The 26,814-nt window shown below is 58.5% G+C and carries 23 protein-coding genes; 16 read left to right on the top strand and 7 right to left on the bottom strand.

Going from position 1 to position 26,814, the window contains the following annotated elements; all coding sequences use genetic code 11:
* Positions 1-183 precede the first annotated feature (183 nt).
* From NLK58_RS06595 to NLK58_RS06545, 11 genes are all read left to right on the top strand, one after another.
* The gene (locus NLK58_RS06595) at positions 184-996 is read left to right on the top strand and encodes an ABC transporter ATP-binding protein (RefSeq protein WP_303284992.1); all 813 of its coding nucleotides are present in this window, start codon (positions 184-186) and stop codon (positions 994-996) included.
* Positions 993-1,775: a lipid asymmetry maintenance ABC transporter permease subunit MlaE gene (gene mlaE / locus NLK58_RS06590; RefSeq protein WP_341582380.1), complete on the top strand. Its 783-nt coding sequence runs from the start codon at positions 993-995 to the stop codon at positions 1,773-1,775. Before NLK58_RS06595 ends, mlaE begins: the two co-directional genes overlap by 4 nt.
* A 34-nt stretch (positions 1,776-1,809) precedes the next feature.
* Positions 1,810-2,259, top strand: coding sequence for an outer membrane lipid asymmetry maintenance protein MlaD (gene mlaD, locus NLK58_RS06585; protein ID WP_341582379.1), 450 nt, complete (start codon positions 1,810-1,812; stop codon positions 2,257-2,259).
* A 32-nt stretch (positions 2,260-2,291) separates the two neighbouring features.
* Positions 2,292-2,945 carry an ABC transporter substrate-binding protein gene (locus tag NLK58_RS06580; RefSeq protein WP_341582378.1) on the top strand — a complete coding sequence of 218 codons (654 nt, stop codon included), beginning with the start codon at positions 2,292-2,294 and terminating at the stop codon, positions 2,943-2,945.
* Positions 2,942-3,274 carry an STAS domain-containing protein gene (locus NLK58_RS06575; RefSeq protein ID WP_341582377.1) on the top strand — a complete coding sequence of 111 codons (333 nt, stop codon included), beginning with the start codon at positions 2,942-2,944 and terminating at the stop codon, positions 3,272-3,274. The genes NLK58_RS06580 and NLK58_RS06575 overlap by 4 nt, the downstream gene beginning before the upstream one ends.
* 106 nt (positions 3,275-3,380) lie before the next feature.
* Positions 3,381-3,623, top strand: coding sequence for a BolA family protein (locus NLK58_RS06570; RefSeq protein WP_117617764.1), 243 nt, complete (start codon positions 3,381-3,383; stop codon positions 3,621-3,623).
* A 28-nt stretch (positions 3,624-3,651) separates the two neighbouring features.
* On the top strand, positions 3,652-4,914 hold the full coding sequence (murA, locus tag NLK58_RS06565) for a UDP-N-acetylglucosamine 1-carboxyvinyltransferase (RefSeq protein WP_341582376.1): 1,263 nt from the start codon (positions 3,652-3,654) through the stop codon (positions 4,912-4,914).
* Between the two features lie 29 nt (positions 4,915-4,943).
* Positions 4,944-5,591 (top strand): ATP phosphoribosyltransferase, encoded by a 648-nt coding sequence (gene hisG / locus NLK58_RS06560; RefSeq protein WP_341582375.1) that lies wholly within the window; start codon positions 4,944-4,946, stop codon positions 5,589-5,591.
* Positions 5,592-5,709: 118 nt separating this feature from the next.
* Positions 5,710-7,017 carry a histidinol dehydrogenase gene (hisD, locus tag NLK58_RS06555; protein ID WP_303284981.1) on the top strand — a complete coding sequence of 436 codons (1,308 nt, stop codon included), beginning with the start codon at positions 5,710-5,712 and terminating at the stop codon, positions 7,015-7,017.
* A gap of 150 nt (positions 7,018-7,167) precedes the next feature.
* Positions 7,168-8,220: a histidinol-phosphate transaminase gene (gene hisC / locus NLK58_RS06550; protein ID WP_341582374.1), complete on the top strand. Its 1,053-nt coding sequence runs from the start codon at positions 7,168-7,170 to the stop codon at positions 8,218-8,220.
* A gap of 166 nt (positions 8,221-8,386) precedes the next feature.
* Positions 8,387-9,130, top strand: a complete 744-nt coding sequence (locus NLK58_RS06545) for a Nif3-like dinuclear metal center hexameric protein (protein ID WP_341582373.1) — start codon at positions 8,387-8,389, stop codon at positions 9,128-9,130.
* 244 nt (positions 9,131-9,374) lie between these two features.
* Here NLK58_RS06545 and NLK58_RS06540 read toward each other — a convergent pair whose 3' ends face one another.
* A complete protein-coding gene (locus NLK58_RS06540) occupies positions 9,375-9,815 on the bottom strand; it encodes a ZapG family protein (RefSeq protein WP_341582372.1) in 441 nt (146 codons plus the stop codon).
* 194 nt (positions 9,816-10,009) lie between these two features.
* Here NLK58_RS06540 and zapE point away from each other — a divergent pair, with 194 nt between their 5' ends.
* The 5 genes from zapE to NLK58_RS06515 all read left to right on the top strand — a co-directional run bounded on the left by zapE (position 10,010) and on the right by NLK58_RS06515 (position 19,127).
* A complete protein-coding gene (zapE, locus tag NLK58_RS06535) occupies positions 10,010-11,143 on the top strand; it encodes a cell division protein ZapE (RefSeq protein WP_341582371.1) in 1,134 nt (377 codons plus the stop codon).
* Positions 11,144-11,228: 85 nt separating this feature from the next.
* Positions 11,229-12,413, top strand: a complete 1,185-nt coding sequence (locus tag NLK58_RS06530) for a thiolase family protein (RefSeq protein WP_341582370.1) — start codon at positions 11,229-11,231, stop codon at positions 12,411-12,413.
* Positions 12,414-12,935: 522 nt separating this feature from the next.
* A complete protein-coding gene (locus NLK58_RS06525; protein WP_341582369.1) occupies positions 12,936-14,801 on the top strand; it encodes a DUF1302 domain-containing protein in 1,866 nt (621 codons plus the stop codon).
* A 33-nt stretch (positions 14,802-14,834) separates the two neighbouring features.
* Positions 14,835-16,196, top strand: coding sequence for a DUF1329 domain-containing protein (locus NLK58_RS06520; protein WP_341582368.1), 1,362 nt, complete (start codon positions 14,835-14,837; stop codon positions 16,194-16,196).
* 216 nt (positions 16,197-16,412) lie between these two features.
* Positions 16,413-19,127: a LuxR C-terminal-related transcriptional regulator gene (locus tag NLK58_RS06515; protein ID WP_341582367.1), complete on the top strand. Its 2,715-nt coding sequence runs from the start codon at positions 16,413-16,415 to the stop codon at positions 19,125-19,127.
* A gap of 107 nt (positions 19,128-19,234) precedes the next feature.
* On the opposite strand, the gene NLK58_RS06510 is transcribed toward NLK58_RS06515, so the two are convergent.
* The 6 genes from NLK58_RS06510 to tsaA all read right to left on the bottom strand — a co-directional run bounded on the left by NLK58_RS06510 (position 19,235) and on the right by tsaA (position 26,651).
* Positions 19,235-20,170, bottom strand: coding sequence for a glucosaminidase domain-containing protein (locus NLK58_RS06510; protein ID WP_341582366.1), 936 nt, complete (start codon positions 20,168-20,170; stop codon positions 19,235-19,237).
* 92 nt (positions 20,171-20,262) lie between these two features.
* Entirely contained in the window at positions 20,263-22,434 is a 2,172-nt protein-coding gene (locus NLK58_RS06505) for a hypothetical protein (protein ID WP_341582365.1), read from the bottom strand.
* A 154-nt stretch (positions 22,435-22,588) separates the two neighbouring features.
* Positions 22,589-23,149, bottom strand: coding sequence for a YfaZ family outer membrane protein (locus NLK58_RS06500; protein ID WP_341582364.1), 561 nt, complete (start codon positions 23,147-23,149; stop codon positions 22,589-22,591).
* A gap of 123 nt (positions 23,150-23,272) precedes the next feature.
* On the bottom strand, positions 23,273-23,461 hold the full coding sequence (gene yacG / locus NLK58_RS06495) for a DNA gyrase inhibitor YacG (protein WP_117617749.1): 189 nt from the start codon (positions 23,459-23,461) through the stop codon (positions 23,273-23,275).
* Between the two features lie 48 nt (positions 23,462-23,509).
* On the bottom strand, positions 23,510-25,861 hold the full coding sequence (locus tag NLK58_RS06490; protein ID WP_341582363.1) for a response regulator: 2,352 nt from the start codon (positions 25,859-25,861) through the stop codon (positions 23,510-23,512).
* A gap of 43 nt (positions 25,862-25,904) precedes the next feature.
* Positions 25,905-26,651: a tRNA (N6-threonylcarbamoyladenosine(37)-N6)-methyltransferase TrmO gene (gene tsaA / locus NLK58_RS06485; RefSeq protein WP_341582362.1), complete on the bottom strand. Its 747-nt coding sequence runs from the start codon at positions 26,649-26,651 to the stop codon at positions 25,905-25,907.
* Positions 26,652-26,814 lie beyond the last annotated feature (163 nt).

Below are 26,814 nucleotides of genomic sequence, written 5' to 3'. Positions count from 1 at the left end.
CTTGGGGCCTGGCTGTTAAGACATTGGAAATGGTCGGAGGAGTATATCATTTTCGCCCGGCAACGAGGCCCGGTTACCGAAAGTTCAGTCAAACTGATCATTGCTATCAGTACATTTTGGGTTCTTTGGATTGAGCTTGGGCGTTCCTTGGCATAATGTAGCCCTCTTTGAAAGGTAGGGACTATGGATTCATCGGCTTACATATCGCTTGAGGATGTTGTGTTTTCCCGCTCCGGGCGCCGGATTTTCGACGGTGTCAGCCTGGAAATTCCCCGAGGCAAAATTACCGCCATCATGGGCCCCAGCGGAACCGGTAAAACCACACTCCTGCGCCTGATCGGCGGTCAACTCCGGCCCGATTCCGGCCGTGTGGTGGTAGATGGCCACGAGGTGCCCAAGCTCAGACGCAAGGCCCTCTACGCATTCCGGGAAAAAATGGGGATGCTGTTCCAAAGTGGTGCCCTGTTCACCGATCTGAGCGTATTCGAGAACGTTGCCTTCCCCCTGCGCGTGCACACCCGTCTTCCGGAAGACATGATCCGGGATATTGTGCTGATGAAGCTGGAAGCGGTCGGGCTGCGTGGTGCCAGGCATCTGATGCCCTCGGAACTGTCCGGAGGCATGACCCGACGGGTCGCCCTGGCGAGAAGCATTGCCCTGGATCCGGAACTGATCCTGTACGACGAGCCTTTTGCCGGCCAGGACCCTATCGCCATGGGCGTTCTGGTCAAACTGATCCGGGACCTGAACAGTTCCATGGGGCTGACCAGTGTGCTGGTTTCCCACGATGTGCCGGAATCCCTGAGCATCTGCCATTACGCCTGCATCATCGCTGATGGCAGGGTTATCGGCGAAGGCTCGCCGGAGCAGCTTCGCGAACACCCCTCCGGACAGGTCCAGCAGTTTCTTCAGGGGCAGCCAGACGGGCCGGTGCCTTTCCATTATCCGGCAGAAGGTGCCGCCAGGGATTTCGGGCTTTCCGGGGGTGTGTCTTGATCGAAAGAATTGCCGCATTCGGGCGCCTTGGCCTGGATGGTGTCTCGTCGTTTGGTCGTTCAGGTCGCTTCCTCGCGGGTATGTTGGGCGGCGTGCCAAGGCCGGCAACCGGTTTTCCGCTGTTGATGAAACAGCTGTACGCAGTGGGTGTGCTGTCGCTGCCGATTATTGTGGTATCCGGTCTTTTCATCGGTATGGTGCTGGCGCTGCAGGGTTACACCATCCTCAGTGATTACGGCTCCGAAGCCGCCATCGGCCAGATGATTGCCCTGACCCTGGTGCGTGAACTGGGTCCCGTGGTGACTGCGCTGCTGTTCGCGGGCCGCGCCGGCTCCGCCCTGACAGCGGAAATCGGCTTGATGAAGGCCACCGAACAGCTGTCCAGCATGGAAATGATGGGGGTCGACCCGCTGCGCCGTGTGGTGGCGCCCCGGTTGTGGGCCGGCTTTATTGCCATGCCGGTGCTTGCCGCCATTTTCTCCGTTATCGGTATCTGGGGCGGCATGCTGGTGGGCGTAGACTGGCTGGGCGTGTTTGAGGGCTCATTCTGGGGCAACATGCAGTCGTCGGTGGATTTCGTTGACGACGTGCTCAATGGCATGATTAAAAGTGTCGTATTCGGCTTTGTCTGCACCTGGATCGCTGTTTACCAGGGCTACGACTGTGTGCCGACATCGGCAGGGATCAGCTCGGCGACCACCAAGACCGTGGTGTACTCATCGCTGGCGGTGCTGGGGCTGGATTTCGTGCTGACCGCTGTCATGTTTGGCGATTTCTGAATCAACGATTAACGAGATAATACCGGAGCCGGAAATGGCGCAGAGAACCACTGAAATCATCGTTGGCCTGTTCATGATCGCAGGCTGTGCAGCTTTGCTGGTCCTGGCGCTTCAGGTGAGCGGGCTGTCGCCGAAATCGGCCGAGAGCACCTACACCATATATGCCAATTTCAACGATACTGGCGGGCTTACGCCCCGGGGGCGGGTCTCCATGGCCGGGGTGACGGTTGGCACCATCGAGTCCATCAGCCTGAACAAAGAGACGTTCCAGGCCCGGGTGGAAATGTCGATTCACTCGGATGTGGACAATATCCCGTCGGACAGTTCCGCAGTTATACGTACATCCGGCCTGCTCGGTGAGCAGTACATTGATATATCGATCGGGGCCGAGATGGATTCGCTGAAAGAGGGTGATACCTTCTATTCCACCCAGTCGGCCATGAACCTGGAGCGACTGATCAGCAACTTTGCATCGGGCCGCTGATTCGGGCCGGGAAGATTTAACAGGAGATCCTGATGTTTGCACTGAAACACCACATTCTGCTCGGCCTTCTGATGGCCCTGGTTCTGGTTACGCCGGCGCAGGCAGGCGAAGCGGAGGATCTCCGCCAATACGTTGATGAGAACACCCAGCGCCTTGTGGAGAAGCTCAATGAAGAGCGCGGTCTTTATGAGGAGGATCCCGAAGCCTTCTATGAAAGCATGGACCAGGCGCTGGCGGATTTTGTCGACTTCCGCCGCATTGCGGCCCGGGTAATGGGCCGCTACGCCCGCCAGACCACGCCCGAACAGCGGGACGAGTTTGTGGTCGCGTTCAAGCGCAGCCTGTTCGACAGCTACGCCCAGGCGCTGGTGAACGCCGAGGGCTTCCAGATCAAGGTTAAGGAAGCCACCATCAACCCGCAGAGCGACGACCGGGCGTCGGTCCAGATGGAAGTGATCAGTGCTTCCGGTAACCGGTACCCGGTGACCTATTCCATGTACAAGACCGGCAATGGTCGCTGGCTGATGGAAAACGTCATTGTTGAAGGCGTGAACATCGGGCTGGCCTTCCGGGATCGGTTCAGCCAGGAAATGGAAGAGAACCGGGGCCAGATTCAGGCCGTGATCGACGGCTGGAGTGACGCCGCCAAGTCCCTGAACTTCGACCAAAAAGTGGACAAGTCATGACCTCCGGGGCGCCGCGGGTTGAACTGGCGGATGGCGTTCTGATTGTTACCGGGGAAGTGAGCGCGGATACCGTCGTGGCCCTGAGAAAACAGGGCGAAAAGCTGATCGGCACCGCGTCCGGAAATCTGGTTGTCGATCTGGACGGTCTGGTCACCGCCCACAGTGTGGTCTTATCCATGTTGCTCTGCTGGCAGCGACTGGCGCATCAGGCTGGTATTTCACTGTCATTCCGGGGCGTCAGTGGCCGTTTGGTTTCATTGGCTGCCCTGAGCAACCTGGAAGACCAGCTTGCCGGCTTCGGCCCCGAATCCGCGCACCCCGCCCACTGATCATCCCTCCGGCTCCGGCCCTCTGGTTACAGGACAGTAAAGCTGACCCGGGCTTCGGAATTGGTTACAATCCCGCCCCTGATGTCAAAACCCCCGAGGATTTTCTATGGATGCCACCGAAGTAACCGAGCTGGTCAAAGAAGCACTGCCCGACTGTGAGGTTCAGGTACAGGTTGATGGTACCCATTATATGGTTGTTGTGGTGGGTGATGTATTTGAAGGCCTGCCGACCATCAAGCGCCAGCAGCTGATCAACAAGGCGCTGTTCCAGCAGATTATGGATGGCTCAATTCACGCCCTCCATCCGAAAGCATTTACTCCGGCGGAATGGGCAGCGCGCCAGGGCTGAGAGCCCCCTACAAGACAGGAACCTTATTGTGGACAAACTTCTGATCAGGGGCCGCAAGCCCCTGGATGGTGAAATCCGGATTTCCGGTGCCAAGAACGCCGCACTGCCAATCCTGGCAGCCACCCTGCTGGCGGATGAGCCGGTGACCGTCGGCAACCTGCCACACCTGCACGACGTGACCACCATGATCGAGCTGCTGGGCCGCATGGGCGTTGAAGTGATCATTGATGAGAAGATGAGCGTGGAAATCCACGCCAATACCATCAAGCAGTTCCACGCGCCTTACGAGCTGGTCAAAACCATGCGGGCCTCCATCCTCGTGCTGGGCCCGCTGGTGGCTCATTTTGGCGAAGCGGAAGTGTCCCTGCCCGGTGGCTGTGCCATTGGTAGCCGGCCGGTAAACCTGCATATCCACGGGTTGGAGATGATGGGGGCGGAAATCAGGGTTGAAAACGGTTACATCAAGGCGAAGACCAACGGCCGCCTGAAGGGTGCCCACATCTTCCTCGACACGGTTACGGTAACCGGCACAGAAAACCTGATGATGGCTGCTGCGCTGGCAGAGGGTAAAACCATCCTGGAGAACGCCGCCCGTGAACCGGAAGTGGTGGACCTGGCCGAGTGCCTGATCGCCATGGGCGCGGATATCAGGGGCCACGGCACCGCAACCATCGAAATCAACGGCGTCGAGCGCCTGCACGGCTGCCGTTACAACGTGCTGCCAGACCGTGTCGAAACCGGTACCTACCTGGTTGCCGCAGCAGCCACCGGTGGCCGGGTAAAGCTCAAGGATACCCGCGAAGAACTGCTCGAAGCGGTTCTGCTCAAGCTTGAGGAGGCCGGTGCCCATATCAGCACCGGTCCGGACTGGATTGGGCTGGACATGAAAGGCAATCGTCCGAAAGCGGTAAGTCTGCGCACGGCGCCTTATCCGGCGTTCCCGACGGACATGCAGGCCCAGTTCGCCGCCATGAACGCCGTTGCCGAGGGCACGGGCACCATCGTGGAAACCGTGTTCGAGAACCGTTTCATGCATTTGCAGGAACTGATCCGCATGGGCGCGGATATCGCCCTTGAAGGCAACGCCGCCATCATCAAGGGCGTAGACCACCTGACCGGTGCGCCTGTTATGGCCACGGACCTCAGGGCATCCGCGAGCCTGGTCATCGCTGGCCTGATGGCCGACGGCGATACCATCGTAGACCGTATTTACCATATTGATCGCGGGTACGAGTGCATCGAAGAGAAACTGCAGTTGCTGGGTGCCACCATCCGCCGCCTGCCAGCGTGAGAGACATCAACGGGAAACTGGAAGAATCCATGACAGATTCCATCACAATCGCCTTGTCGAAGGGACGAATCCTGGAAGAAACCCTGCCGCTGCTCGCGGAAGCCGGCATTGAGCTGGTCGACGACATCAGGAAATCCCGCAAACTGGTGTTTCCGACGACTGATCCCAGCGTGCGGGTGCTGATCATCCGCGCTACCGACGTGCCAACCTATGTGCAGTACGGCGGTGCGGATCTGGGTGTGACGGGCAAGGATGTTCTCATGGAGCACGGTGGGGAAGGGCTCTACGAGCCCCTGGACCTGAACATTTCCCGTTGCCGCCTGATGACGGCCGGTCCGAAGGGTCAGACTCCGCCGCCGGGTCGTATCAAGGTGGCTACGAAGTTTGTAAACCTGGCTCGCCGGTATTATTCGGCACAGGGGCGCCAGGCCGACATCATCAAGCTCTACGGTGCGATGGAACTGGCGCCGATTCTGGGGCTGGCTGATGAAATCGTCGACATTGTTGATACGGGGAATACGTTGAAGGCAAACGGCCTTGAGGCCCGTGAGTTAATCGAGCATATCAGCAGCCGGTTGGTGGTGAATCGTGCGTCCATGAAGATGAAGCATGAGCGTATCAATCCCATCATCGAAAAGATGTCGGCTGCGGTTGCAAAACGCCGGGCTCCTGAGTAGAGGCCGTCCTGGAAAGCCCTGTGGAGGTAGGGGTCAGAAGAAAGCCTTCTTCTCACCCCGGAAATTTGGCCGCAGTATCAAGACTAAAGCAATGTTCTCCTGCAGCAGGAACGATGAAATGACCGACGCAACCATCAAACGACTGAGCGCCTCTGAAAGTGACTTCAACAGCTCGCTGGCCAGACTTCTGGCCTGGGACGACAGCGTTGATCATCAGGTGAACGAGTCGGTGCGTCACATCCTGCATGAGGTTAAAACCCGCGGTGATCAGGCCGTTTTGGAATTCACGGAGAAATTTGACCGTTTGAAGGTTGGCAGTGTCTCCAATCTGGAAATGGACCAAAGCCGTTTGCAGCAAGCGTTGGAAACCATTCCCCGGGATCAACGCGTGGCTCTTGAGAAAGCGGCCGAGCGGATTCGGGATTACCACGAGCGGCAGAGCCAGAAATCCTGGCAGTATGAGGACGAAGACGGCACCGTGCTTGGCCAGAAAGTGACGCCGCTGGATCGGGCAGGGTTGTATGTGCCCGGCGGTAAGGCGGCTTATCCGTCATCTGTGCTGATGAATGCAATTCCGGCAAAAGTGGCAGGTGTGAGCGAAGTGATCATGGTTGTTCCAGCGCCCGAGGGTGTAGTGAACGACCTGGTCCTGGCGTCTGCTGCCATTGCCGGTGTCGACCGTGTCTTCACCGTAGGCGGTGCCCAGGCAGTGGGTGCCCTGGCCTATGGCACGGAAACCATTCCGGCCGTCGATAAAATCGTGGGCCCCGGCAACATTTTCGTTGCCACTGCCAAGCGGGAAGTCTTTGGAGTCGTTGGCATCGACATGATTGCGGGTCCCTCGGAAATCCTGGTGATCTGTGACGGCAAAACCAATCCGGACTGGATCGCCATGGACCTGTTTTCACAGGCCGAACACGACGAGCAGGCCCAGTCCATCCTGGTCAGCCCGGACGCAGAGTTCCTGGATGCCGTCGAGGCCAGCATCAACAAACTGCTGCCCACCATGGAGCGAGCCGATATCATCCGCACCTCCATGACCGACCGCGCCGCGCTGATCCAGGTCGCCGATCTGAAAGAAGCCGCTGTTGTCTCCAACCGCATCGCGCCAGAACACTTGGAACTGTCGGTGGAAGACCCCGAGGCCATGCTCGAACACATCCGCCACGCCGGCGCTATCTTCATGGGCCGTTACACCGCTGAAGCCCTCGGAGACTACTGCGCTGGCCCGAACCATGTACTGCCCACCAGTGGCACTGCACGGTTTTCCTCGCCGCTGGGCGTCTACGACTTCCAGAAGCGGTCCTCCATCATTGGTTTCAGTGCCGAAGGTGCCGACCGAATGGGGCGTGTGGCGTCAGTGCTGGCCCGGGGTGAAGGGTTAACCGCCCATGCCCGGTCCGCAGAGTATCGAATCAAAGAGTAATGTGATCGGACCGGGGAGGGGTCAGAAGAACGCTTTCTTCTGACCCCATGTTCACGAAGTTTAAGAACGCTTTCTTCTGACCCCAGTTTCACGAAGTTTGCAGACAGGTGGGCGGAGCCTCGCCCACCTGCCGTCTACTCGGAGCCAAAAATGAGCAAATTCTGGAGCCCCCTGGTAAACGACCTGGTCCCGTATGTCCCGGGCGAACAGCCAAAAATGGCCAATCTGGTGAAGCTGAACACCAACGAAAATCCCTTCGGCCCCTCACCAAAAGTCATCGAAGCCATCCAGGCTGAACTGAACGACAACCTCCGCCTCTACCCGGACCCGGAAGGTGAAAGCCTGCGCCAGACGATTGCCGCCTACCACGGCATCAGGCCCGGGCAGGTATTCCTGGGCAACGGCTCCGACGAAGTCCTGGCCCACATTTTCTACGGCCTGTTCCAGCACGGCGACCCCATCCTGTTCCCGGACGTTACCTACAGTTTCTATCCGGTATACTGCGGGCTCTACGATATCCCGAGCAAGACGGTTCCGCTCACCGGCACCTTTGAAATCAATCCGGAAGACTACAAACAGCCCAATGGTGGCGTCATCTTCCCGAATCCGAACGCCCCGACTGGCCGTTACCTCGGATTGCAGCGTGTCGAAGAAATCCTGTGCGCCAATCCCGACCGGGTAGTGGTCGTGGATGAGGCCTACATTGATTTCGGCGGCCAAACCGCGATCAATCTGGTTGACCAGTACCCGAACCTGTTGGTCTCCCAGACCCTCTCCAAGGCCCGCTCTCTCGCCGGCCTGAGGGTTGGTTTTGCGGTAGGGCACCCGGACCTGATTGAAGCCCTCAATCGCGTAAAAAACAGCTTCAACAGCTATCCGCTGGACCGTCTGGCCCTGGCGGGTGCCCAAGCGGCTTACGAAGACGAGGCCTGGTTCCGCACGTGCTGTGACGGCGTGATTTCCGAGCGCGAGCGTGTAACCGCCGCCCTCGAAGGTCTTGGGTTCGAGGTGTTACCCTCAAAGGCAAACTTCGTTTTTGCCCGTCATAAAGAGCAGGCTGGCAAAGTTTTGGCCAAGGGCCTGAGGGAGCAGGGCATTATTGTCCGGCACTTCAACAAGCCACGAATTAGCGAATTCCTGCGAATCACCATTGGCACGGTCGAGCAGAATGAGGCGTTGATTGCTGGCCTCGAAACCCTTTAGCCTTCGGAGTTAGCGGGTAGAGCAAGGCAGGCAGCCCTTTCCGGGAACCGCTACGAGCACATCCATGTGCGCTTGTTTCGGGCCATCCATGGCCCTCTACATTCCCGGAAAGGGCAGCCTGCCTTGCTCGTCGAACTTCTCTGAAATAGTCCGGAGCGGAGCACTAATGGCTGAACGAAACGACATCCTGAGTAAAATCAACGAATGGCTGCAGCCAGAGAACTTCCAGGATTACTGTCCCAATGGCCTTCAAGTTGAAGGCAAGTCTGAAATCAACACCATTATCTCCGGTGTAACCGCCTCAAAAGCGCTGATTGAAGCCGCCATTGAGGCGAACGCAGATATGATCCTCGTTCACCATGGCTACTTCTGGAAAGGTGAGGATCAACGAATCCAGGGCATGAAGCGCGAGCGTCTGAAGCAACTGCTGGACAACGATATCAACCTCGTTGCCTACCATCTCCCGCTGGATGACCATCCCGAATACGGTAACAACCGCCAGTTGGCAGACGTCCTGAGCATCAAAAAGCCCCGCCCATTAGGCGGTCTGGTTTGGGAAGGTGAGCTTGAGGAGGCAATGTCTCCGGAGAAATTCGGTCTCCATCTCGCAAGGCGACTGCACCGCGAACCGCTCTGGGTTGGCGAGGGGCCGGCTACGATCAAACGCGTAGGTTGGTGTACCGGCGCTGCGCAGGGATTTATAAATGCCGCGCTGGATGCGGGCCTGGACGCCTACATCAGCGGTGAAATCTCCGAGCCGACGACCCATACAGCCAGAGAGTGTGGTATCCACTATTATGCAGCTGGTCATCACGCCACAGAGCGTTATGGTGTGCAGGCTCTCGGGAAGGCGCTGGCTAATGAGTTTGGCATAACGCACAAATTCATCGATTGCGATAACCCGGTCTAATAGCGAACACGGGGTCAGATGAAAGCTTTCATCTGACCCCAAGTTCACGGAAATAAGACCTGGGAACCAAGGCGAATAGCAGATGTGTCAGAACGAGCGGGGCGGGATGGGCCTGCCAAAACTGTGCGGAGCCATGGATGGCGGAGCTCAAGCGCCACAGGGACGTGCCGCAAGGAGCGGGTTTTGGCAGGCCCATCCCGCTCCGCGCAAGCACCAAATCCGCAGTCTTATACAGTTCAGGGCATCAAGCCTGCTGAGCCTTGTCACCCTTTTTGAGCCCAAAGTCCTCGGCCAGCGTCCCGGAATCTTTCGGGTCCGACTTGGGAGCATAATCCCGAGGCGGCTCGGCGGCGTCCTCGCGAACCTCCTCCAGACGCTTCCTGGAAGTCTCCTGCGCCAGTTCCTCCAGCCACTCCTCGTCATTGCACAGCCGATTGGCACCGCGGGCCATATGCTGGTTCACATCCCGGTAGGCATCATTGAAGCGGCGCAGCAAGTGGGCCGACTCCATGAAATGCTCATTCACCTGAGCCTGGTAGCGTGTGTACTCGCTTTTCAGTTCCTCGATCTGCTGTTCCGCCCGGCGCTGGCGAAGTGTCGTTCCCTGCCCGGAACGGCCAACAAATACCCCGATGACAATGCCAACAACCAATGCGGCAATCGCTGCCAGAATCAGGTTTGTCATATGCTGTGTCGTCCTTTTACCTAAAAGTGAGCCAAGCCCTGTAGCACGAGTATAGCGTCCCGGGCGCCATCATCCCATGATTGTGGCCTGCGCCAATCGTCGTATTGCTCCTATGGCGCGCAACGTGGCGAAAAATCGCCAAATGCGAGACAATACAGCGCCCAAATTTACGATCAACTTCCGGGAATACCTTGATGGCAGCCGTAATGTCCCCCGAAACCAGTGCGCCCAAGACCCCCTGGCAACGTTACCAGAAGGATCTTGAACGCCCGGATTTCCAGAAGGACCCCGCCCAGGAAGATGCCGTCAAGCGCCTGCAGTCACTGTACGACAAACTGATTGAAGCGGAAAGCGATCGTGACAAGGCAATGACCAAACTGCGCCGCAAACTGAAAAAAGGCCGGGAAGAGCCGGTTAAGGGCCTGTATTTCTGGGGCGGGGTAGGCCGCGGTAAAACCTACCTGATGGACACCTTCTACGAATCCCTGCCGTTCAATCGCAAGATGCGGGTTCACTTTCACCGCTTCATGCAGCGTGTCCACAACGAACTCAAATCCCTCAAGGGCGAGAAGAACCCCCTGGAGCTGGTTTCCAGGAAGTTCGCCGACGAAACCCGGGTGATCTGTTTCGATGAATTTTTCGTCTCGGATATCGGCGACGCCATGATCCTCGCCACCCTGATGGACGGCCTGTTCAGCCGGGGCGTGACCCTGGTGTGCACCTCCAACATCGTCCCGGATGGCCTGTACAAGGATGGCCTCCAGCGGGCCCGGTTCCTGCCGGCCATTGATCTGGTCAAGAAGCACACGGATGTGGTCAACGTTGACGGCGGCGTGGATTACCGCCTGCGAACCCTGGAGCAGGCGGAGCTGTTCCACTCGCCCCTGGATCAGGAAGCAGACGTCAGCCTCCGGAAAAGCTTTGATGCTCTGGCGGTTGAAGCCGGGAAACACAGTAAAACCATGGAAATCAACGGCCGCAAAATCCCCGCCCAGGCCCACGCAGACGACGTGGTCTGGTTTGATTTCAAAGACGTTTGCGACGGCCCCCGCAGCCAGAATGATTACATCGAAATGGCCCGGCAGTTCCACGCCATTATCGTTAGCAATGTGCCGGTACTGGGCAAAGACAAAGACGACCAGGCCCGCCGGTTCATCAACATGATTGATGAATTTTACGACCGCAACGTCAAGGTGATCATCTCCGCCGCCGCCCCCATCACCGAACTCTACACCGGCGGCCGCCTGAGCTTTGAATTCGAACGCACCGAATCCCGCCTGCTGGAAATGCAGTCCCGTGAATACCTCGAAGCACCCCACAAACCATGAAATCGGGGTCAGATGAAAATGGGGTCAGATGAAAAGTTCATCTGACCCCATTTTCATCTGACCCCACTTTTAGGAGAGATTGGATATGAGCAGTGACAACGTAGTCATCGTAAGTGGCGCCCGCACCCCCATGGGCGGTTTCCAGGGCAGTCTGGCCGACGTCAGCGCCACTGACCTGGGGGCCATCACCATCGCCGAGGCGGTGAAGCGTGCCGGATTGCAGCCTGCCGATGTGCAGGAGGTGATCATGGGTAACGTCCTGCCCGCGGGCCTGAAGCAGGGGCCGGCCCGCCAGGCCATGCGTAAGGCGGGTCTTCCGGATAGCACCGGCGCCACCACCGTCAACAAACTCTGCGGCTCCGGTATGAAAGCCGCCATGTTCGCCCACGACCTCATCAAGGCCGGCAGCAACGACATCGTGGTCGCCGGTGGTATGGAGAGCATGTCGAACGCTCCCTACATCCTGCAGGGTGTCCGTGGCGGTTACCGCATGGGGCCGGGCCAGGCGCCGCAGGATCACATGTTCCTGGATGGCCTGGAAGATGCCGAAACCGGTCGGCTGATGGGCGCCTTTGCCCAGGAAATGGCGGATAAGAAAGGCTACACCCGCGAAGAAATGGACGAGTACGCCATTACCTCCCTCACTCGCGCCAAGAAAGCCATCGAAGAGGGCCTGCTGAAGGACGAAATCGTCCCGGTTACCGTAAAAACCCGCAAAGGTGACGTGGTGGTCGAAGACGATGAACAACCCCACAACGCCAACATCGAAAAGATCCCGAGTCTGCGACCGGCGTTCGCCAAAGACGGCACAGTAACCGCCGCCAACGCCTCCTCCATCTCAGACGGCGCCTCCGCACTCGTTCTGATGCGTGAATCCGAAGCCGAAAAACGCGGCCTCAGGCCCCTGGCCCGCATCGTCGGCCACAGCACCCAGTCTCAGCATCCCTCCGAGTTCACCTGCGCCCCGGTTGGCGCCATCGAAACCCTGCTTGGCAAAACCGGCTGGAGCAAGGACGACGTCGACCTGTTCGAAATCAACGAAGCCTTCGCCATGGTCGCCATGATGCCCATTCGCGAACTCGGCCTCGATCCCGAGAAAGTCAACATCCACGGCGGCGCCTGTGCCCAGGGCCACCCTGTCGGCTCCACCGGCTCCCGCCTGCTGGTGACCCTCATGTACGCCCTCCAGCGTTACGGTAAAAAGAAAGGCATCGCGGCGCTCTGCATCGGTGGTGGTGAAGCCACGGCGATGGCTATCGAGATGCTCTAAGTCGTTAGCCTGGATAACCCTTTGCTGTGGTCGTTCGGCAAGGGGCTGTTGCCTTTCTGAAACGCGCCGTGAATACGTCCTTGTAGGCTTGGCGGCAGCATCCCTGCTGCCGACAGTTTCAGAAAGGCAACAGCCCCTTACTCCAAAGTCTGAGAAGGCTTTTCGAAGTTTTGGTAGTGAGATTGGGTTTGGTTTTTCGAATCTGATGACGGTTGAGTCGCGGATTACATCTCAACTATGGGCGGCAGTGCTTTCACCCCAGTCAAAAACAGCAAGAAAGCGCAAAAACAACCGCCAAAGCCAAAGTGGTTGCAACCAAAATTGTTGTCTATAGTGATTTTGTGCGACGAAACCCGGCGGTAAGCGAAGTGTGAGAGTAAAATCATACTTTTGACTGATCAAAGCGCCCGAAGGCGTTAGCTATAGTGCCAACATCACGAGCACTGTGCATGAAGCCTCCAATACATCGTGAATACCAATAATCAGAGCAGCGACTCAGAACAACAATGGAGTAGCCTTCCAATGACAAGAAAAATACATCAACGGCAGCGTTGGACCAAATTACCGCTGGCCGTGGCGGTGGCAGCCGGTATGTCCGGTCAGGCAGCCGCCTATTCCTTTTACATGGGAGATGTAGAAGCCCAGTTCAACACCACGCTGTCTGCGGGTGCCGGTTGGCGAGTCGAGGATCGCGACAAACGCCTTATCGCCCAGGGTAACCTTGGCCCCGAGTACGCGCCGGGCGGCCCCCTGGAAAATATCGGTGCCTCCACCAACAACTACGACGACGGCAACCTGAACTTCGACAAAGGCGATACCTACTCCAAAATCGTCAAGGGTAACAGTGAACTGTATTTGAACTACGACCTGGACAACCCGTTTCTGACAAGGGTTGGTGGTCTTTTGCGTGGCCGCTACTGGTATGATTTTGAACTGAAGGACGAAAGTCGTGCTGTTGATTATGTTGGCCAGCGCCGCGAGCTGAATCGATACGCCAAGGACTATGCCTCCGGTGGCGAGATTCTGGATGCCTATGTGTTCACGGACTGGTACTTTGGTCAGGTTCCTGTCAGCCTGCGTTATGGTAGGCAGGTTCTCAGCTGGGGTGAAAGTACCTTTATTCAGGGTGGCATCAACATTATCAACCCTATAGATGTCCCGGCTTTCCGGGCTCCGGGCTCCGAGATAAAAGACGCACTTCTGCCGGTCGAAATGTTCTATATGTCTGCAGGCGTGACTGAGAGCCTTACCGTGGAAGCCTTTGTACAGAACGATTGGGAGCCGGTCCGCCCGGATAACTGCGGAACCTTCTTCTCAACCAACGATTTCGCGGCCGAGGACTGTGGCCCGATTCTGCTTGCCGGTCAGTTGCCTGATTCACAGGCGCTCGCACAGGGCCTGGTTGCAGACCGTGTTGGAGACAGGCAGGCGGATACCAAGGATCAGTTTGGCGTTGCCATGCGCTGGTTTTTACCGCAACTGAATGAGTCAGAGCTTGGCTTCTACTATATTAAGTACAACAGCCGCCTGCCGTATGTCAGCGGTATCGCCCGTGATCCGAACAATGGCCAGAACCTGCCGCTATATTTCATTGAGTACCCGGAAAACATCAACCTTTACGGAGTGAGCATCAACACGATCACTCCGGGCGGATGGTCTCTGGGGGCTGAGTACTCCTACCGCGACAAGCTGCCGCTGCAGTGGAACGCCTTTGAACTGATCTTTGGCGGCAACGAGGTTGTAAACCCGGAAACCGGATTGCCGGCAAGCCAGCTCCAGGTGATGCGCGAGGCGCAGGCCGGCGGACAATCCCTTAACGGTGAGGCCGTTCAAGGGTATGATGAATACGGTGTGTCCCAGGCACAGTTCACGCTGATCAAATTTATTGAGACGGTGATGGGGGCGGATCGTCTCACCATAGTTACCGAGTTTGGCGCGACATACGTACACGACCTGCCCGATTACGACACCGCCCGTTATGGCAGGTCAGGCACATTTGGCATAGGTCAGCTCCCGGGCGGGGCGTGTGAGGGTTCTGGCCAGACAGGCCAGGCACTTAACATCAACACCAACTACTGCAACAATGAAGGCTTCACGACCGATTTCTCCTGGGGCTACCGCGCCCGGTTTGTGTGGAGCTATCTCGACGCATTTGCCGGCATAAACCTGTTGCCGCAACTGGCCTGGAGTCACGATGTTAAAGGGTATAGCCCGCAGCCTGGCGGAGCATTCAACGAGGGCAGCAAGGCAATTGGCCTGTCCGTGGAGGCGGTTTATCAGAACGTTATCAGTGCCGATATCGGTTACACGAACTACTTCGACGGAAGGCCGTATAATGAGTTGACTGACCGCGATTACGTAACTGCCAGCATTTCATACTCATTCTGACCCGGTACGAATTCGTTGAACGAGGGAATTTAAATGAAACTGAACAAGAAACTACTGGCCACAGGCGTTCTGGCAGCGGGCATTCTTGCCGGCCAGGCCTGGGGTGCGGTTTCTGCTGAAGAAGCGGCCAAGCTGGGTAGCTCGCTGACACCAATGGGTGCGGAGAAAGCCGGCAATGGCGGTGAAATCCCCCCGTGGACAGGTGGCCTGACTACGCCTCCAGCCAACTACAAGGGCGACGGTATCTATGTGAATCCCTTCCCGGATGAGCAGCCAAAATTTACCATCGACCAGAGCAACGTGGATCAGTACAAAGACAAACTGTCCGCTGGCCAGGTTGCGATGATTGAGCGCTACGACGACTACTTCATGCCGGTGTACGAAACTCACCGTAGCGCCGCCTACCCTGAAGAGGTGATGGAGGAGACCGTTGAGAACGCGACAAAGGTAGAGCTGGTCAAGGATGGCAATGGTCTGGGCAACTACCAGTCCGCCACCCCCTTCCCGATTCCCCAGAACGGTCTGGAGGCTATCTGGAACCACATTACCCGCTACCGTGGTGGTTCTGTCCAGCGTAACGTCGGCCAGGTAACGCCGACCGAGAGTGGTGACTTCTCGGTGGTCAAATTCCAGGACGAGCTGACCTGGCGTACCTACCTCGAAGATTATAGTCCCAACGAAGATCCGAACGTTCTGTTCTACTTCAAGCAGGCTATTACCGGACCGGCACGCCTGGCGGGTAATGTACTGCTGATCCACGAGACCATTGACCAGGTTGAGGAGCCACGCCGTGCCTGGGTTTACAATGCCGGTCAGCGCCGGGTTCGCCGTGCGCCACAGGTATCCTACGATGGGCCGGGTACCGCGTCTGACGGCATGCGCACGACCGATAACTTCGATATGTACAACGGCGCGCCGGATCGCTACAACTGGGAGCTGGTTGGCAAGAAGGAAATGTACATTCCGTACAACGCCTACAAGCTGGTTGATCGGGGTCTGACCTACGACCAGATCATCAAGCCTGGCCACATTAATCAGGATTTTACCCGCTATGAGCTGCACCGTGTATGGCATGTAAGGGCCACCCTGAAAGAGGGCGAGCGCCATGTCTATGCCCAGCGTGACTTCTACATTGATGAGGACTCCTGGCAGGCGTCAGTTATTGACCACTACGACGGTCGTGGCGAGCTGTGGCGTGTGGCTGAAGCCCATAACATGCAGTTCTACGATCAGGTGGTTCCCTGGTATGCCATCGAGACCCTGTACGATCTGCTCTCTGGCCGTTACCTGGCTCTTGGCCTGACCAATGAAGAAGTAAACCCCTACACCTTTGGTGTGGAACGTCGTTACAGAGATTATTCGCCCGCGGCACTGCGCCGGGCCGGCACCCGTTAAGCGCTGTTCTGCAGCCAGATGAAAACGGCGGGCCCTCGGGCCCGCCGTTTTTTTAACACGCTTTAAAATCCTTTCACGTCAAAATTTTGCAGCCCGCCCCTCAATTGGTTTAACCTTCTTCTCATACTAAAGGCGTACCTGATGCCGGTCGCCACTCAAAAGTCAGTGCAAAGATCCACCTTTCCGGCGGTGTAAGGCAGTTCAGGCCGGATTTAAATGGGGCAGTGCGTGAAACCATTCAATGATGGCTGTGCAGCCAACGATGAATTCCAGTCAGCGAACAGTGGCCTTCAGCGAGGTGAACTGGTCAGGGACTTGCTCAGGCAAAGGGTGCAGATTCCCGCCGTTCCGCCGGGCTCTCTGGCACGGCCGAAGCTCGACCGCAAGATTGCCGAAGCGCTGAACTCCAGCAGTGTTCTGTTTATTGAAGCGCCTTGTGGTTATGGCAAATCCCATGCGGTGGTCAGCGCCCTCGGCGGCTCCGGAGTATCGGGCGACCAGACCCGTTGGATTGCACTGAATGCCCAGGACAACGCACCGTCGCGCTTTCTGACGCTGCTCGCTATCGCCCTGAATCTGCCCGAGACGCCGGAGCAGGGGTACCAAAGTGGCGCCACCTTCTCCGATACCCTGGCGATGATGCAGGTGGCGCTGGCCCGCAAGAGTGCCGGGCAGCCAAGGGTTCTGGTTTTGGACAACCTTCAGAATCTGGGCAACCCGGCCGTGGTCGAACTGCTGCAACAACTGGTTGCAGACTTTCCCGCTGGCGCCTCGATCGTACTTATTTCCCGAAAGGCACTGCCTTTTGAAACCCACGGTCTCGAGCTTGAAAACCGGTTTACCCGAATTGGCACTGAAGCACTGGAGTTCTCGCGCTCAGAAACCTTCGAATTCTTCCAGCCGGCCATGGCAGGGAGCCAGCTGACCAGCGTGGCTGTAGACAACCTGTACGACATCACCGAAGGCTGGGCAACGCCACTGGCGCTCTATCGCCGTGAAGTAGCACGGAATCCGGAGAGAAAACCGATACAGGAAACGGCGGGTGTGGAGCGGTTCCTGAAAGAATCGGTGCTTGGTGGTCTCACACCGGGACAGCTTCGATCCTTGCGCGGTATTGCCGAGCTGGAACTGTGTTCCGATGAGCTGTTCCTGGCCCTTGAGTCGCTGTTGCCGGATTCCGGTTTTGTTCCCTCCCAGGCCGTTGATCGAGGTCTTCCTCTCAAGCCCATGCCAGGCCGGGGACGGTGGTACCGGCTTAACCCCCTGATGCAGGAATGGCTGAGAGCGCCCATGATGGCAGGCTACGCCGGGCGAATGCTTCAGGCCAGTCGCTGGTTCGGTGTGCGTGATCAGTTTCCGGAAGCCCTCAAATATGCGCTGTTGGCCGGAGACGCTGATGAGGTTATCCGAATCGCCTCCGAGGGCTCCGAGGCCTTGCTGCTGGGGCAGGATACGGCGTCACTGCTCAGACTTCGCAAGAGCCTGCCTGCCCAGCTTCTTGAGCGCAGTGCCCGCCTGAGAATTGTTTACAGCTGGGTTCATGCCATTGGCGGCCAGTTCCGTCAGGCGCGAGCCCTTATTGAAGGTCTGCCGGAGTCCGATCGGGAAGAGCATGCGGCACGGATCTGTGCTCTCAAAGCTTTTATTCTCAGGGGTGAGGGCAGCGTGGGTCCGGCCCTGGAAATGGCCGACAGGGCGCTAAAGGAAGGCGGAAAGGAAGGTGAGCTCAGTACCCAGGGGCAACTGGTAACCCAAATGGTGCGCTCCAGTGCCCTGTGCGCGGCCGGCCGCTTCCAGGAGGCCCGGGAAGCCAACCGGAGGGCTGCCAGGCTTGCCCGCGAAGCCGGCGATTCCGGCTCGGAAGCGCTGGCGGTTTACGCCCATGCCCGCATCGAGTTGGGCAAAGGCGCTCTCAAACACGCCGAGCAACTGTTGCGCACCGGCCTGGATACTGCCATGCAGGAGCTGGCCCGGCCGGCACGGATTGGCGAAACCCGGCTTCAGTTGAATCTGGTATTGGTGCTCTGGCACCAGGGCCGGGAAGCAGAAGCCGACCGGCTGCTGGTAACCTGTGGCCGGCACGCCGAACAGACCCGGGATCTGGGCCTGCTGCTGGCGATGACCATCCGGGTACTGATGTGCCGAGCCCAGGGCCGGCTGGAAGACGCCTTTGTCTGGATTGGCCGGGCCGAGCGCACCATGCATTCCTGGCAAGTGGATGAATCGCTGTTTGTGCCGGTTCTCGAAGCCCTCAAGGCCAGTTGCTGGTTGGCCCAGAATCAGATCGACAGCGCTGGCCAGGCGGTCAGCAAGCTTGCACCCTACCGGGAGGCAGGCTGCGTGCCGGAACTGTTCCCGATGATGCCGGGCCTGCTGGATTGCCTGCAGGTTCGGATTGATCTGGCCCGTGGCGACCTGATCCGCGCCAGGGAAACCCTGCAGGGCATTCGTGAACGTTACGAGGGCACGATTCCATGGGGCGTTGAACTGCATATGCGGTTGCTCGAAGCGGTCATCGTTCAGGATGAAAAAGGCCCGGTGGTTGCCCAGAAGGTTCTGTCCGCCGTCGTTCTCGAAGCCGCCCGCGAGCACTTTATCAGCCCGTTTTCGGAATTACGTGGAGAGCTTCAGGAGCTGATGGAGAAGGGCTTTGGTCAGCTTCTGGAGGGCCCCTTCAAGGAGGCCCTGGGAAATCTTTTCGAATTGAAACCGAAGGCCGGCGGTGCCGAGGCTCTGGCGGAACCGATCAGTGAGCGTGAGCAGGGTGTGCTGGAGCTGATTGCCAAAGGGCTCTCGAATCAGGAAATCGCCGACAGACTGCACATTTCCCTGCATACCGTGAAAACCCACGCCCGGCGGATTAACGCCAAGCTGGAAGTAAAATCCCGCACCCAGGCTACAGTGCGTGCCCGCGAACTTGGGTTGCTATGAAGAAGGGGTCTGACCCCCTGGGGTCAGACCCCATTTTCAGCTTTCCCCCTGGGGTCAGACCCCATTTTCAGCTTTTGACCCCACGGGGTCAGACCCCATTTTCAGCTTTAACCTTCAGCCGGGTTACTGCTCAGTGATGACTGGCGGGGTAACAGTCCGGTTTCCACCTTGGTAGAGGCCAGTTGCTCAAGACTGTCCGGAGACAGGTCCCGGATCACGCTCCGGAAATCGTCGTCATAAAATTCCAGATTGTTGTAGTGAATCATCGCCCGGATCTCCTCTACGTACTCCTCACCACGCTCGGAATAGCCAAGCAGGCCTTCGGCAAGCTCCAGGCCGGAGAGTGGCCCATTGTTGCGGCGATCCCTCAGCCTTACGTCTCTCAGCAGCTGGTAGGCGGGGTGGCGGTTCAGGTTCTGGATATAGGCCCGCACCGAGCGATAGGGCGAGGGGAAACTGGCGACCTCGTGGCTGGCGCCCTCGGCACGACCAAGTGGTACCAGGCCGCAGCCCTTCGAGAAGCACCACTGGCCGAACAGGTTGTTGCCTTTGATGGCAAAGCGGGAGGTGCCCCAGGCGGATTCATTGGCGGCCTGGGCCAGAATCAGCGAGGGCGGAATCACATCCAGCCGCTTGCGCAGCAGCGTGAACTGCTCCTTACTGCCGGGTTCGGCATCCACTCTCAGCCGCTCGGACTGCCGGGCCAGCCAGCGGTATTCCTTGCTGGTCAATTCTTCCTTACCGGCAAGGCTGTCGAGGTAGTCGCGCTCAATAAGGATTCGTGAGTTGGCCAGAACAATGCGAGGGTAAAGAAACGAGAAGAACGCCGCTTTCTTCTCGGTGGTGTCGCGGTACCCGGAAAAATCCGGCAGATCGTCATTGGCCCAGTCCGGCAAAGGCGGCAGGGAGGACAGAGCGGGCTCTGATCCACTGTTGCCATACCGGCTCTGCCCGCCACCCTCAGGTGGCACATAGAAACCGCCCCCGATCGCAAACGCAATCAAGGGGGCCATCAGCAACATCGCCCGTTTACCTGCAGACATAAAAGCTCTCGTCAAAGTCGATATGGCAAGAATTATAACAGGTTATACGGAGGCGTCTGCCTGTTGGATTTTACCGCCTGGCCCAGAGCTCGTCAGGGCAGGCGGGTGGCGATGACCAGGCCGGCCTGTTCCTCGTTGCCTTCCGTGGTCCGGAACCTCAGGTAGAACTGGTTCTGACTGCCTGTGTGGAAGCCCTCGAGCACCAGATTGCCGGCACTGAACCGGACCCGGCCATCACCGGTCCGGGTGTAGGTCAGGGCAATGTCCGGATCCTCCTGAAGTTCCGGGGTTGTCACCGTCTCATTGTTTACGGAATGGCTGCTGGCCAGGGCAATGGGCGAGAATGTTGCTGTCGTGGAGGAGTTGATGGTCAGCAGGGCATTGTCGAAATGCCGGAGCCGGTTGGTATCCGGCGCCAGTCCCAGCGCGACACCCTGCAGCCGGAACTGGCCGGCGGAAGGTGCGCTGTTGGCGGTCTGCTCCGCGGCGATCAGCAATCCATCCCCTAGCGGGCTGTCGTTCAGGTTGAAGGCCATCAGAGTACCATCAGGGGTGCTGGCGCCGATGCCGATGTCCGGTTGTTCGAAGTCCCCTGAAGCGGTGGTTATGTCCAGGTTCAGCCGGCCAATGTCCACTTCGCCCTTGCTCAGCGTTGAGGTGCGGCTGCTCAGGGTCCAGGATTCCGTGCGCGTGCCGGTATCGTTGGTGGACACGCCGCCGGCATTGCCCCGGCGCACGGTCGTGAAAGTCTGGGACTGGCTGACGGTGCCCGAGTCGATCTGCCACTGGCCGAGCCCGGTTTCAATCGCCATCGGCACCGCTGCCTCGCTGAAGCGGGTTGCCAGGTAAAGCATGTTGTAATTCCGGCCATTGAGTGAGCTGGCGTCGAAACCTTCCTTGCGCAGCAGGTTGATCTCGAGCACTGACAGATACTGGTCTTCCAGGGTGCCGAGCCGCCGCAACTGGTCGCCTTCGGCCTCCAGCTCAATGGCCTTACCCGCGCTGAAATACCCGCTGATTACCCGGTCTGGCCCCGTGGTATCGTCCACAGGCAGGCTGGTGAAGGCATTGAGGTAGTAAGGATTGCGGGTCCAGCCCATGATCTTTGAACTGTCACGGCCGGTAATGCTCTGGAACAGGGACCGGCCGGCCAGCAGGCGGGTGTCTTCCAGCAGGGTGGCGGCGCCCGGGGATGAGGAGTGCGTGTTGCGTTCCCAGTTATCCGAACCGCGCTCAAAAAAATTATTGCCCTTCTGATGAATCAGCGCTTCACGATCATAGGGAATGTCACTGGCCAGGGACGTGACCCGGATATTGAAGGCATCAAAGCTGGTCAGGGTCAGGGCCGGGTAGACATAGCCGGTGCCGTTTGCGTCTTCCAGCACTTCCTCCTGAGCCGTGCGAACACCCCACTGGCCAGAGCCGGCCAGGGAGGGCTCCAGAAAGGTCTGGCCCAGTTCGATGCCCAGGAAGATAGAATTGTAGTCCGCCGAGCTGGCGCTGATCTTGCCTGAGGACGACGCACCCAGCAACGCGTAGCCGGCCATGGCGCTCACGTAACGGGCGAAATCGCCCCGCGCGGAGAGTAAGTCCAGGGCATCCTGAAGGTCGGCCCCGGAGGGAATGTCGATCTCAAAGTCGTGAACCTGGTCGGCCAGGGTGGACCACACATACTTGTTCAGGCACAGCTCACCGTTGGCATCGGCCACACAGTCCAGAATGGCCTGAAATTCCCCGGCGGTGTAGCTGCTCAGGGCGTTTCGTACCAGGTACTCGGAGAAGGGGTTCACCTTCACATCCCGGTCGGCATCGGCGGCCAGGGCCCGCATGCGGGTGTTACCATAAACCGCATCAATGATGACGTCCGGGCCCAGAGGCAATCCCTCCGTGAACTTGATGATCGTGAAGCCTTCGCTGTCGGTACGGGTGGAAATCGCGGGCTCGTCCAGGACCTGCAAGGCCGGGTTGGTGTAGTAAACACTCACCCTGTCTGGTTGTACGATTCTCAGGTTACGGCGGGTTGATTCGCCAGTGCCGGTTACGCCATCCGGCACTTCCATGGTAACCCGGACTTCGTCGGTTTCCAGGCCGCCGGCGTTGGTGGAGTCGCCGGTACTGCCAGAGCTGAAGTCGGTTACCGGATTTTTGTTGCCGGCGAAGTCGTTGGGCTGGTTGCGCGCTCCTTCAATGGCACTCTCACCGCTCCCGCATCCGGCGGTGAGCAGCAGTGTGCAGCAGAGCAGTAAACCGAAAGTGAATCGCATGCCTGGCTATCCGTGCAGAATTAACAGGCAAACAGTCTAACAGTCGGATTCTCGGGAAAGCGTGAGGAAAAGCACGAAAGGGCCACGGAAAAGGCAGGAAACGGGCGCCTGTTTCCCGTTGATAGAGGAGGCGCCCGTTACTGAAAGGCTGGAATCAGAAGAAGATTTTCATGCCAGCCATGATACCTTCGTCCAGATTCACGTCACCGCGCAGCGGGCGATCAAGCTCGGTGTTCAGGTAACGGTAACCGGCAAACACTTCGGCATTGCGGATCACCCGATAGCTGCCCCTCAGCTCCAGGCTGGTCATGTCGTCGGAGTCGCCGAAGGAGAGAATGCTGGGGGCGTAATGCAAACCACCGGTGAAAGACAGGCCCGGCACGTTCGGAATGTTGACGGTGGCAAAACCGCCAAGCCCAATGGCACCGCCGTCAGCCCGGCTCTGGTCCCAGTAGATGCCACGCATACCGATACCGGCGGTGGTGGGCAGGTTACCCAGGGCGGTACGACCCTGAGCATGGAAATCCACGTTGAAAATGTCGCGGCCGCCTTCTCGGTAAGTGTAGCCGGTGCCCAACTGGAGATCGTTGTTGGTGCCGAAGAAATTCACCTGGCCTTTCACCGAATCATTGGTAAGGCTCAGGTCAACATCACCTGCAAACGCGGGCGCGGCAGCCAGGGAGAGAATCATCAGGGAAATCCGGGACGCTTTCATGTGTGCACCTTCGGTAAGTTATTCATTGATTTGGCGGTATGGTAACGGGGCGCCTGAGGCCACTCAACTTAAAAGCCGGTAAGTCCCCGTTAACCTCTTGTTTCTGTTTTTGGATTCAGGAATTCAGTGCCGGGTGTTTTCTCCGCCCTGGTCCAGGTCCTCTGGCGATACGTTCTCGGCCGGTACCCGGTATTCCTCGTTGGCCCAGGCCCCCAGATCGATCATCTTGCAGCGCTCCGAACAGAACGGGCGCCAGGGGTTGGATTCCGTCCATTCCACGGATTTTTTACAGGTTGGGCATTCAACGTTCATGGCTGCCTTCAGGTATTGGAAACGTTACTGGATGTCCTTGCCACCGGTTCAGGAGGCGGCGGACGCTTTACAGTATTGTTCCAGTACTGCCCGTAGCATTTCAATATTGACAGGCTTGGCAACAAACAAATCCATGCCGGAACGGCGGCAGCGTTCCTCATCTTCTTCCATGGCGCTGGCGGTCAGGGCTACCACCGGAATCCGTTCCCGATTATGTCCCTGTTCCCATTCCCGGAGCCTGCGCGTAGCCTCAAAACCGTCCACGCGGGGCATCACACAATCCATAAAAATCAGGTCGAACGGATGCCACTGCCACAGACTGGCGGCAGCCTCGCCGTCATTGGCCGTCATCACATCACAACCCAGCTTCTCCAGAAGCCGGCGGGTAAGCGTGCGGTTTACCGGGTTGTCTTCCACCAAAAGCACCTTCATGCGGCCGCAGGGCAACTCGCGCCGCCGGGCGGTATCGGTGACCGCCTGCAGGGAGAAACGGGTCAGGAAGCGCCGGTCCTGCCTGGCGGCATCCGCAAACAACTGGTTCAGAATCGGTGTCAGGCAGGATTCCCGCAGTGATTTGCTGAGGAAGGCATCCGCGCCTGCCTGGCGGAAATGCTCGGCATCGCCCCGCTGGGGGTTGGACGAGAGAATCAGCAGGCGCATATTCGCCCACAGCGGGTTGCTGCGGATCTGCCGGCACAGCAGGTCGCTGTCCATATCCGGCACAAAGCCGTCCAGAATAATGGCGTCGAACGGCTGCAGGCCATCAAACGCCGTGCGCAGGGACGTCAGTGCCTCACCGGCAGACTTCACCGCCTCAATGTGCACCTCGTGGCGCGACAGCATTTCCAGGGTGATCTTGCGGGAGAGCTCGTAGGAGTCCACCACCAGAATCCGGCGATTCCTCACCATCCGGGTATCCGGCCGAACGCGGGTGGCGTTCTCCGGGGCAACTGGCAGGGTTAGTTCTATCCAGAACGTGGAGCCTTCGCCGGGCCGGCTCTCCAGATCCAGCGAGCCGTCCATCAGGTTCACCAGCTGCCGGCAAATGGTCAGGCCCAGACCGGCGCCGGGGAGCTGGCGCTGGAACTGCTGGCCCAACTGCACATAAGGCTCATAAACCAGAGGCACGTCTTCCGGATTGATGCCGACGCCCGTATCTTCCACCGCCAGACGAATCCGGGCCTGGTCGTCCCGGCGGCCCAGCATCTCAATGCTGATCAGCACATGGCCGGAATCGGTAAACTTGATAGCGTTGGAGGTGAGGTTAAGCAGGATCTGGCGAATCCGCACCGGGTCGCCCTTCAAAGCCCAGGGCAGGTTCTCGTCGATGCGCAGCTCCAGGGCCAGCCTTTTCTCCCGGGCCCGCGCGCCGAGCATATGCACCAGATCGTTCAGGGTTTCCCGCAGATCAAAGGGAATGTCATCCAGCACCAGTTTTCCGGCTTCCATCCTGGAAATGTCCAGCAGGTCGTTGATGATGGCGGAAAGGCTCTCCGAGGCGCTCAGCAGCGTTTGCACATACTCCCGCTGTTCCTGATCCAGAGGCGTGTCCGTCAGCAGGTTGGCGTACCCCAGAACCGATTGCAGGGGGGTTCTCAGTTCGTGGCTGACATTGGCCAGGAACTGGTTCTTGGCGTGATTGGCCCGAACCGCCTCATCCCGCTCGTCCTGGGACTGGATGGTGGTCTGGCGCAGGGAGCGGGTGTCTTCCAGAATCTGCAGGCGCATCTTGTTCAGGGCCTGTTCCAGCTCGGAGAGTTCGTCTGGCGTTTTCAGGGCCTTGCGTTTCAGCTTCAGCGGGTCCACCAGGGCGTCCAGGTTCAGCCGTGCCGCGTAGTCGGCCATGGATTCCAGGTGCCGGGACAGGGTCAGGCGAACAATCACCAATAATCCCAGGGTACCCAGCATCACCACAATGGACTGGAACAACAGGTTCAATAGCGCCCGGTTCCAGAGCTCGGCGTAGATCTGGTCAATGGAAGAGGTAACCGTCAGTGTGCCCACGTTCTCGGGGCTGCGGGTACTGGAGCGGTCAAACACCAGGGGGAAGGTCTGGGAGATAACGCGGCCGTCCGGGTAGATGCCGGTGCTGAATTCCTCGCCAGTGGTGGTGATCACCCGGGCATACTGGATGGCGGGTACCGCTTTCATATCATCCAGGCTGTTGGCCACCTCGCTGAAATTCATCAGCCAGATGTTGTTGCTCATGCTACCGGAGACCAGTTCGGCGGCCCGTGTCTGATTACTCAGCAGATCAGCCTTCCGGCGCTCAAACTCGCCAATCATCTGCACGCCGGTGGCCACCAGAGACAACAACAGGCTGAACAGCAATACATAGGCGAGCAACCTTGCCGCCAATGGCCGTATTCCCAATCGTTCGAATAGCTGCTTTGAAGGCAAGGCACAAATTCCCTGTGTCGACTACAAAATCACCAGAGGGAGTTTAACAGACCGTTAGCACTTCGACACGTTTCCATGAACGATCATTCACAAATCGGAAGCGCACATTCAGGCCGTACAGGTGGGCACCGTAAATGCGATCTTCCTCCCGCCCCCGGCGAAAGGAAGGGCGCGGGTCATAACCCACGACATCCTCAATCAGGGGGCGCAAATCCGGGTAGTGTTCCGGTGGCAGCCCGAGGATCTGCTGCTCCGCTTCTGGCAGGAACACCACCTCCAGCCTTTCTTCAGTGGGCGGTGAATCGGCCCAGCCCAGGGTGGCCTCCGGCACGGAATCGGCAAAGGGCAGGTAGGGCTTGATATCGAGAATCGGTGTGCCGTCGATCAGGTCATGATCGCTGATGCGAAGAATAAGCTGGCCATCTACCCGCAAAAGCCCCTCATTGCGAACCACCGACAGGCCAAGACTGTTGGGACGAAATGGCGAACGGCTGGCAAACACGCCCATCTTCCGGTTACCGCCAAGCCGGGGAGGGCGCACCACAGGCCGCCACTCGGCACGCACCGCCTCATGAAACTGAAAGGTGAGCCACAGATGGCTGGCGGTCTCCAGACCCCGGAATGCATCCTCCCGGTCAAACGGCGACTGGATGACCAGATCGGCCCGGGCATGGCGGGTCAGCCCCGGCTGGCGCGGCACCCCGAACTTGTCCCGGAAGCAGGAGCGGGTAATGGCAACCGGGGTGAGCGTGAGGGCCTCGGCGGCAGGTTTTGAGGGGTGTCGGGACATCTGAAACTCCGGAACGGAACACCGCGAACTCCGGGGTCAGAAGAACGCCGTCTTCTGACCCCATGTTCAAGTCATACTCCGGGGTCAGATGAACGCTTTCATCTGACCCCTCTTTCAGCTTTAACCCGGGGTCAGATGAACGCCTTCATCTGACCCCATTTTC

It is taken from the genome of Marinobacter metalliresistant (assembly GCF_038098645.1).
Classification (GTDB): Bacteria; Pseudomonadota; Gammaproteobacteria; order Pseudomonadales; family Oleiphilaceae; genus Marinobacter; species Marinobacter metalliresistant.
The sequence above is the reverse complement of the archived record's forward strand: the minus strand, read 5'-3'. Positions and strand labels throughout refer to the sequence as shown.

Excerpts from the sequence above, each read along its gene's own strand:
- NLK58_RS06595 (WP_303284992.1), top strand. The coding sequence starts at position 184 with ATGGATTCATCGGCTTACATATCGCTTGAGGATGTTGTGTTTTCCCGC.
- mlaD (WP_341582379.1), top strand. The coding sequence starts at position 1,810 with ATGGCGCAGAGAACCACTGAAATCATCGTTGGCCTGTTCATGATCGCA.
- NLK58_RS06580 (WP_341582378.1), top strand. The coding sequence starts at position 2,292 with ATGTTTGCACTGAAACACCACATTCTGCTCGGCCTTCTGATGGCCCTG.
- NLK58_RS06575 (WP_341582377.1), top strand. The coding sequence starts at position 2,942 with ATGACCTCCGGGGCGCCGCGGGTTGAACTGGCGGATGGCGTTCTGATT.
- NLK58_RS06570 (WP_117617764.1), top strand. The coding sequence starts at position 3,381 with ATGGATGCCACCGAAGTAACCGAGCTGGTCAAAGAAGCACTGCCCGAC.
- hisG (WP_341582375.1), top strand. The coding sequence starts at position 4,944 with ATGACAGATTCCATCACAATCGCCTTGTCGAAGGGACGAATCCTGGAA.
- hisD (WP_303284981.1), top strand. The coding sequence starts at position 5,710 with ATGACCGACGCAACCATCAAACGACTGAGCGCCTCTGAAAGTGACTTC.
- hisC (WP_341582374.1), top strand. The coding sequence starts at position 7,168 with ATGAGCAAATTCTGGAGCCCCCTGGTAAACGACCTGGTCCCGTATGTC.
- NLK58_RS06545 (WP_341582373.1), top strand. The coding sequence starts at position 8,387 with ATGGCTGAACGAAACGACATCCTGAGTAAAATCAACGAATGGCTGCAG.
- NLK58_RS06540 (WP_341582372.1), bottom strand. The coding sequence starts at position 9,815 with ATGACAAACCTGATTCTGGCAGCGATTGCCGCATTGGTTGTTGGCATT.
- zapE (WP_341582371.1), top strand. The coding sequence starts at position 10,010 with ATGGCAGCCGTAATGTCCCCCGAAACCAGTGCGCCCAAGACCCCCTGG.
- NLK58_RS06530 (WP_341582370.1), top strand. The coding sequence starts at position 11,229 with ATGAGCAGTGACAACGTAGTCATCGTAAGTGGCGCCCGCACCCCCATG.
- NLK58_RS06525 (WP_341582369.1), top strand. The coding sequence starts at position 12,936 with ATGACAAGAAAAATACATCAACGGCAGCGTTGGACCAAATTACCGCTG.
- NLK58_RS06520 (WP_341582368.1), top strand. The coding sequence starts at position 14,835 with ATGAAACTGAACAAGAAACTACTGGCCACAGGCGTTCTGGCAGCGGGC.
- NLK58_RS06515 (WP_341582367.1), top strand. The coding sequence starts at position 16,413 with ATGGGGCAGTGCGTGAAACCATTCAATGATGGCTGTGCAGCCAACGAT.
- NLK58_RS06510 (WP_341582366.1), bottom strand. The coding sequence starts at position 20,170 with ATGTCTGCAGGTAAACGGGCGATGTTGCTGATGGCCCCCTTGATTGCG.
- NLK58_RS06505 (WP_341582365.1), bottom strand. The coding sequence starts at position 22,434 with ATGCGATTCACTTTCGGTTTACTGCTCTGCTGCACACTGCTGCTCACC.
- NLK58_RS06500 (WP_341582364.1), bottom strand. The coding sequence starts at position 23,149 with ATGAAAGCGTCCCGGATTTCCCTGATGATTCTCTCCCTGGCTGCCGCG.
- yacG (WP_117617749.1), bottom strand. The coding sequence starts at position 23,461 with ATGAACGTTGAATGCCCAACCTGTAAAAAATCCGTGGAATGGACGGAA.
- tsaA (WP_341582362.1), bottom strand. The coding sequence starts at position 26,651 with ATGTCCCGACACCCCTCAAAACCTGCCGCCGAGGCCCTCACGCTCACC.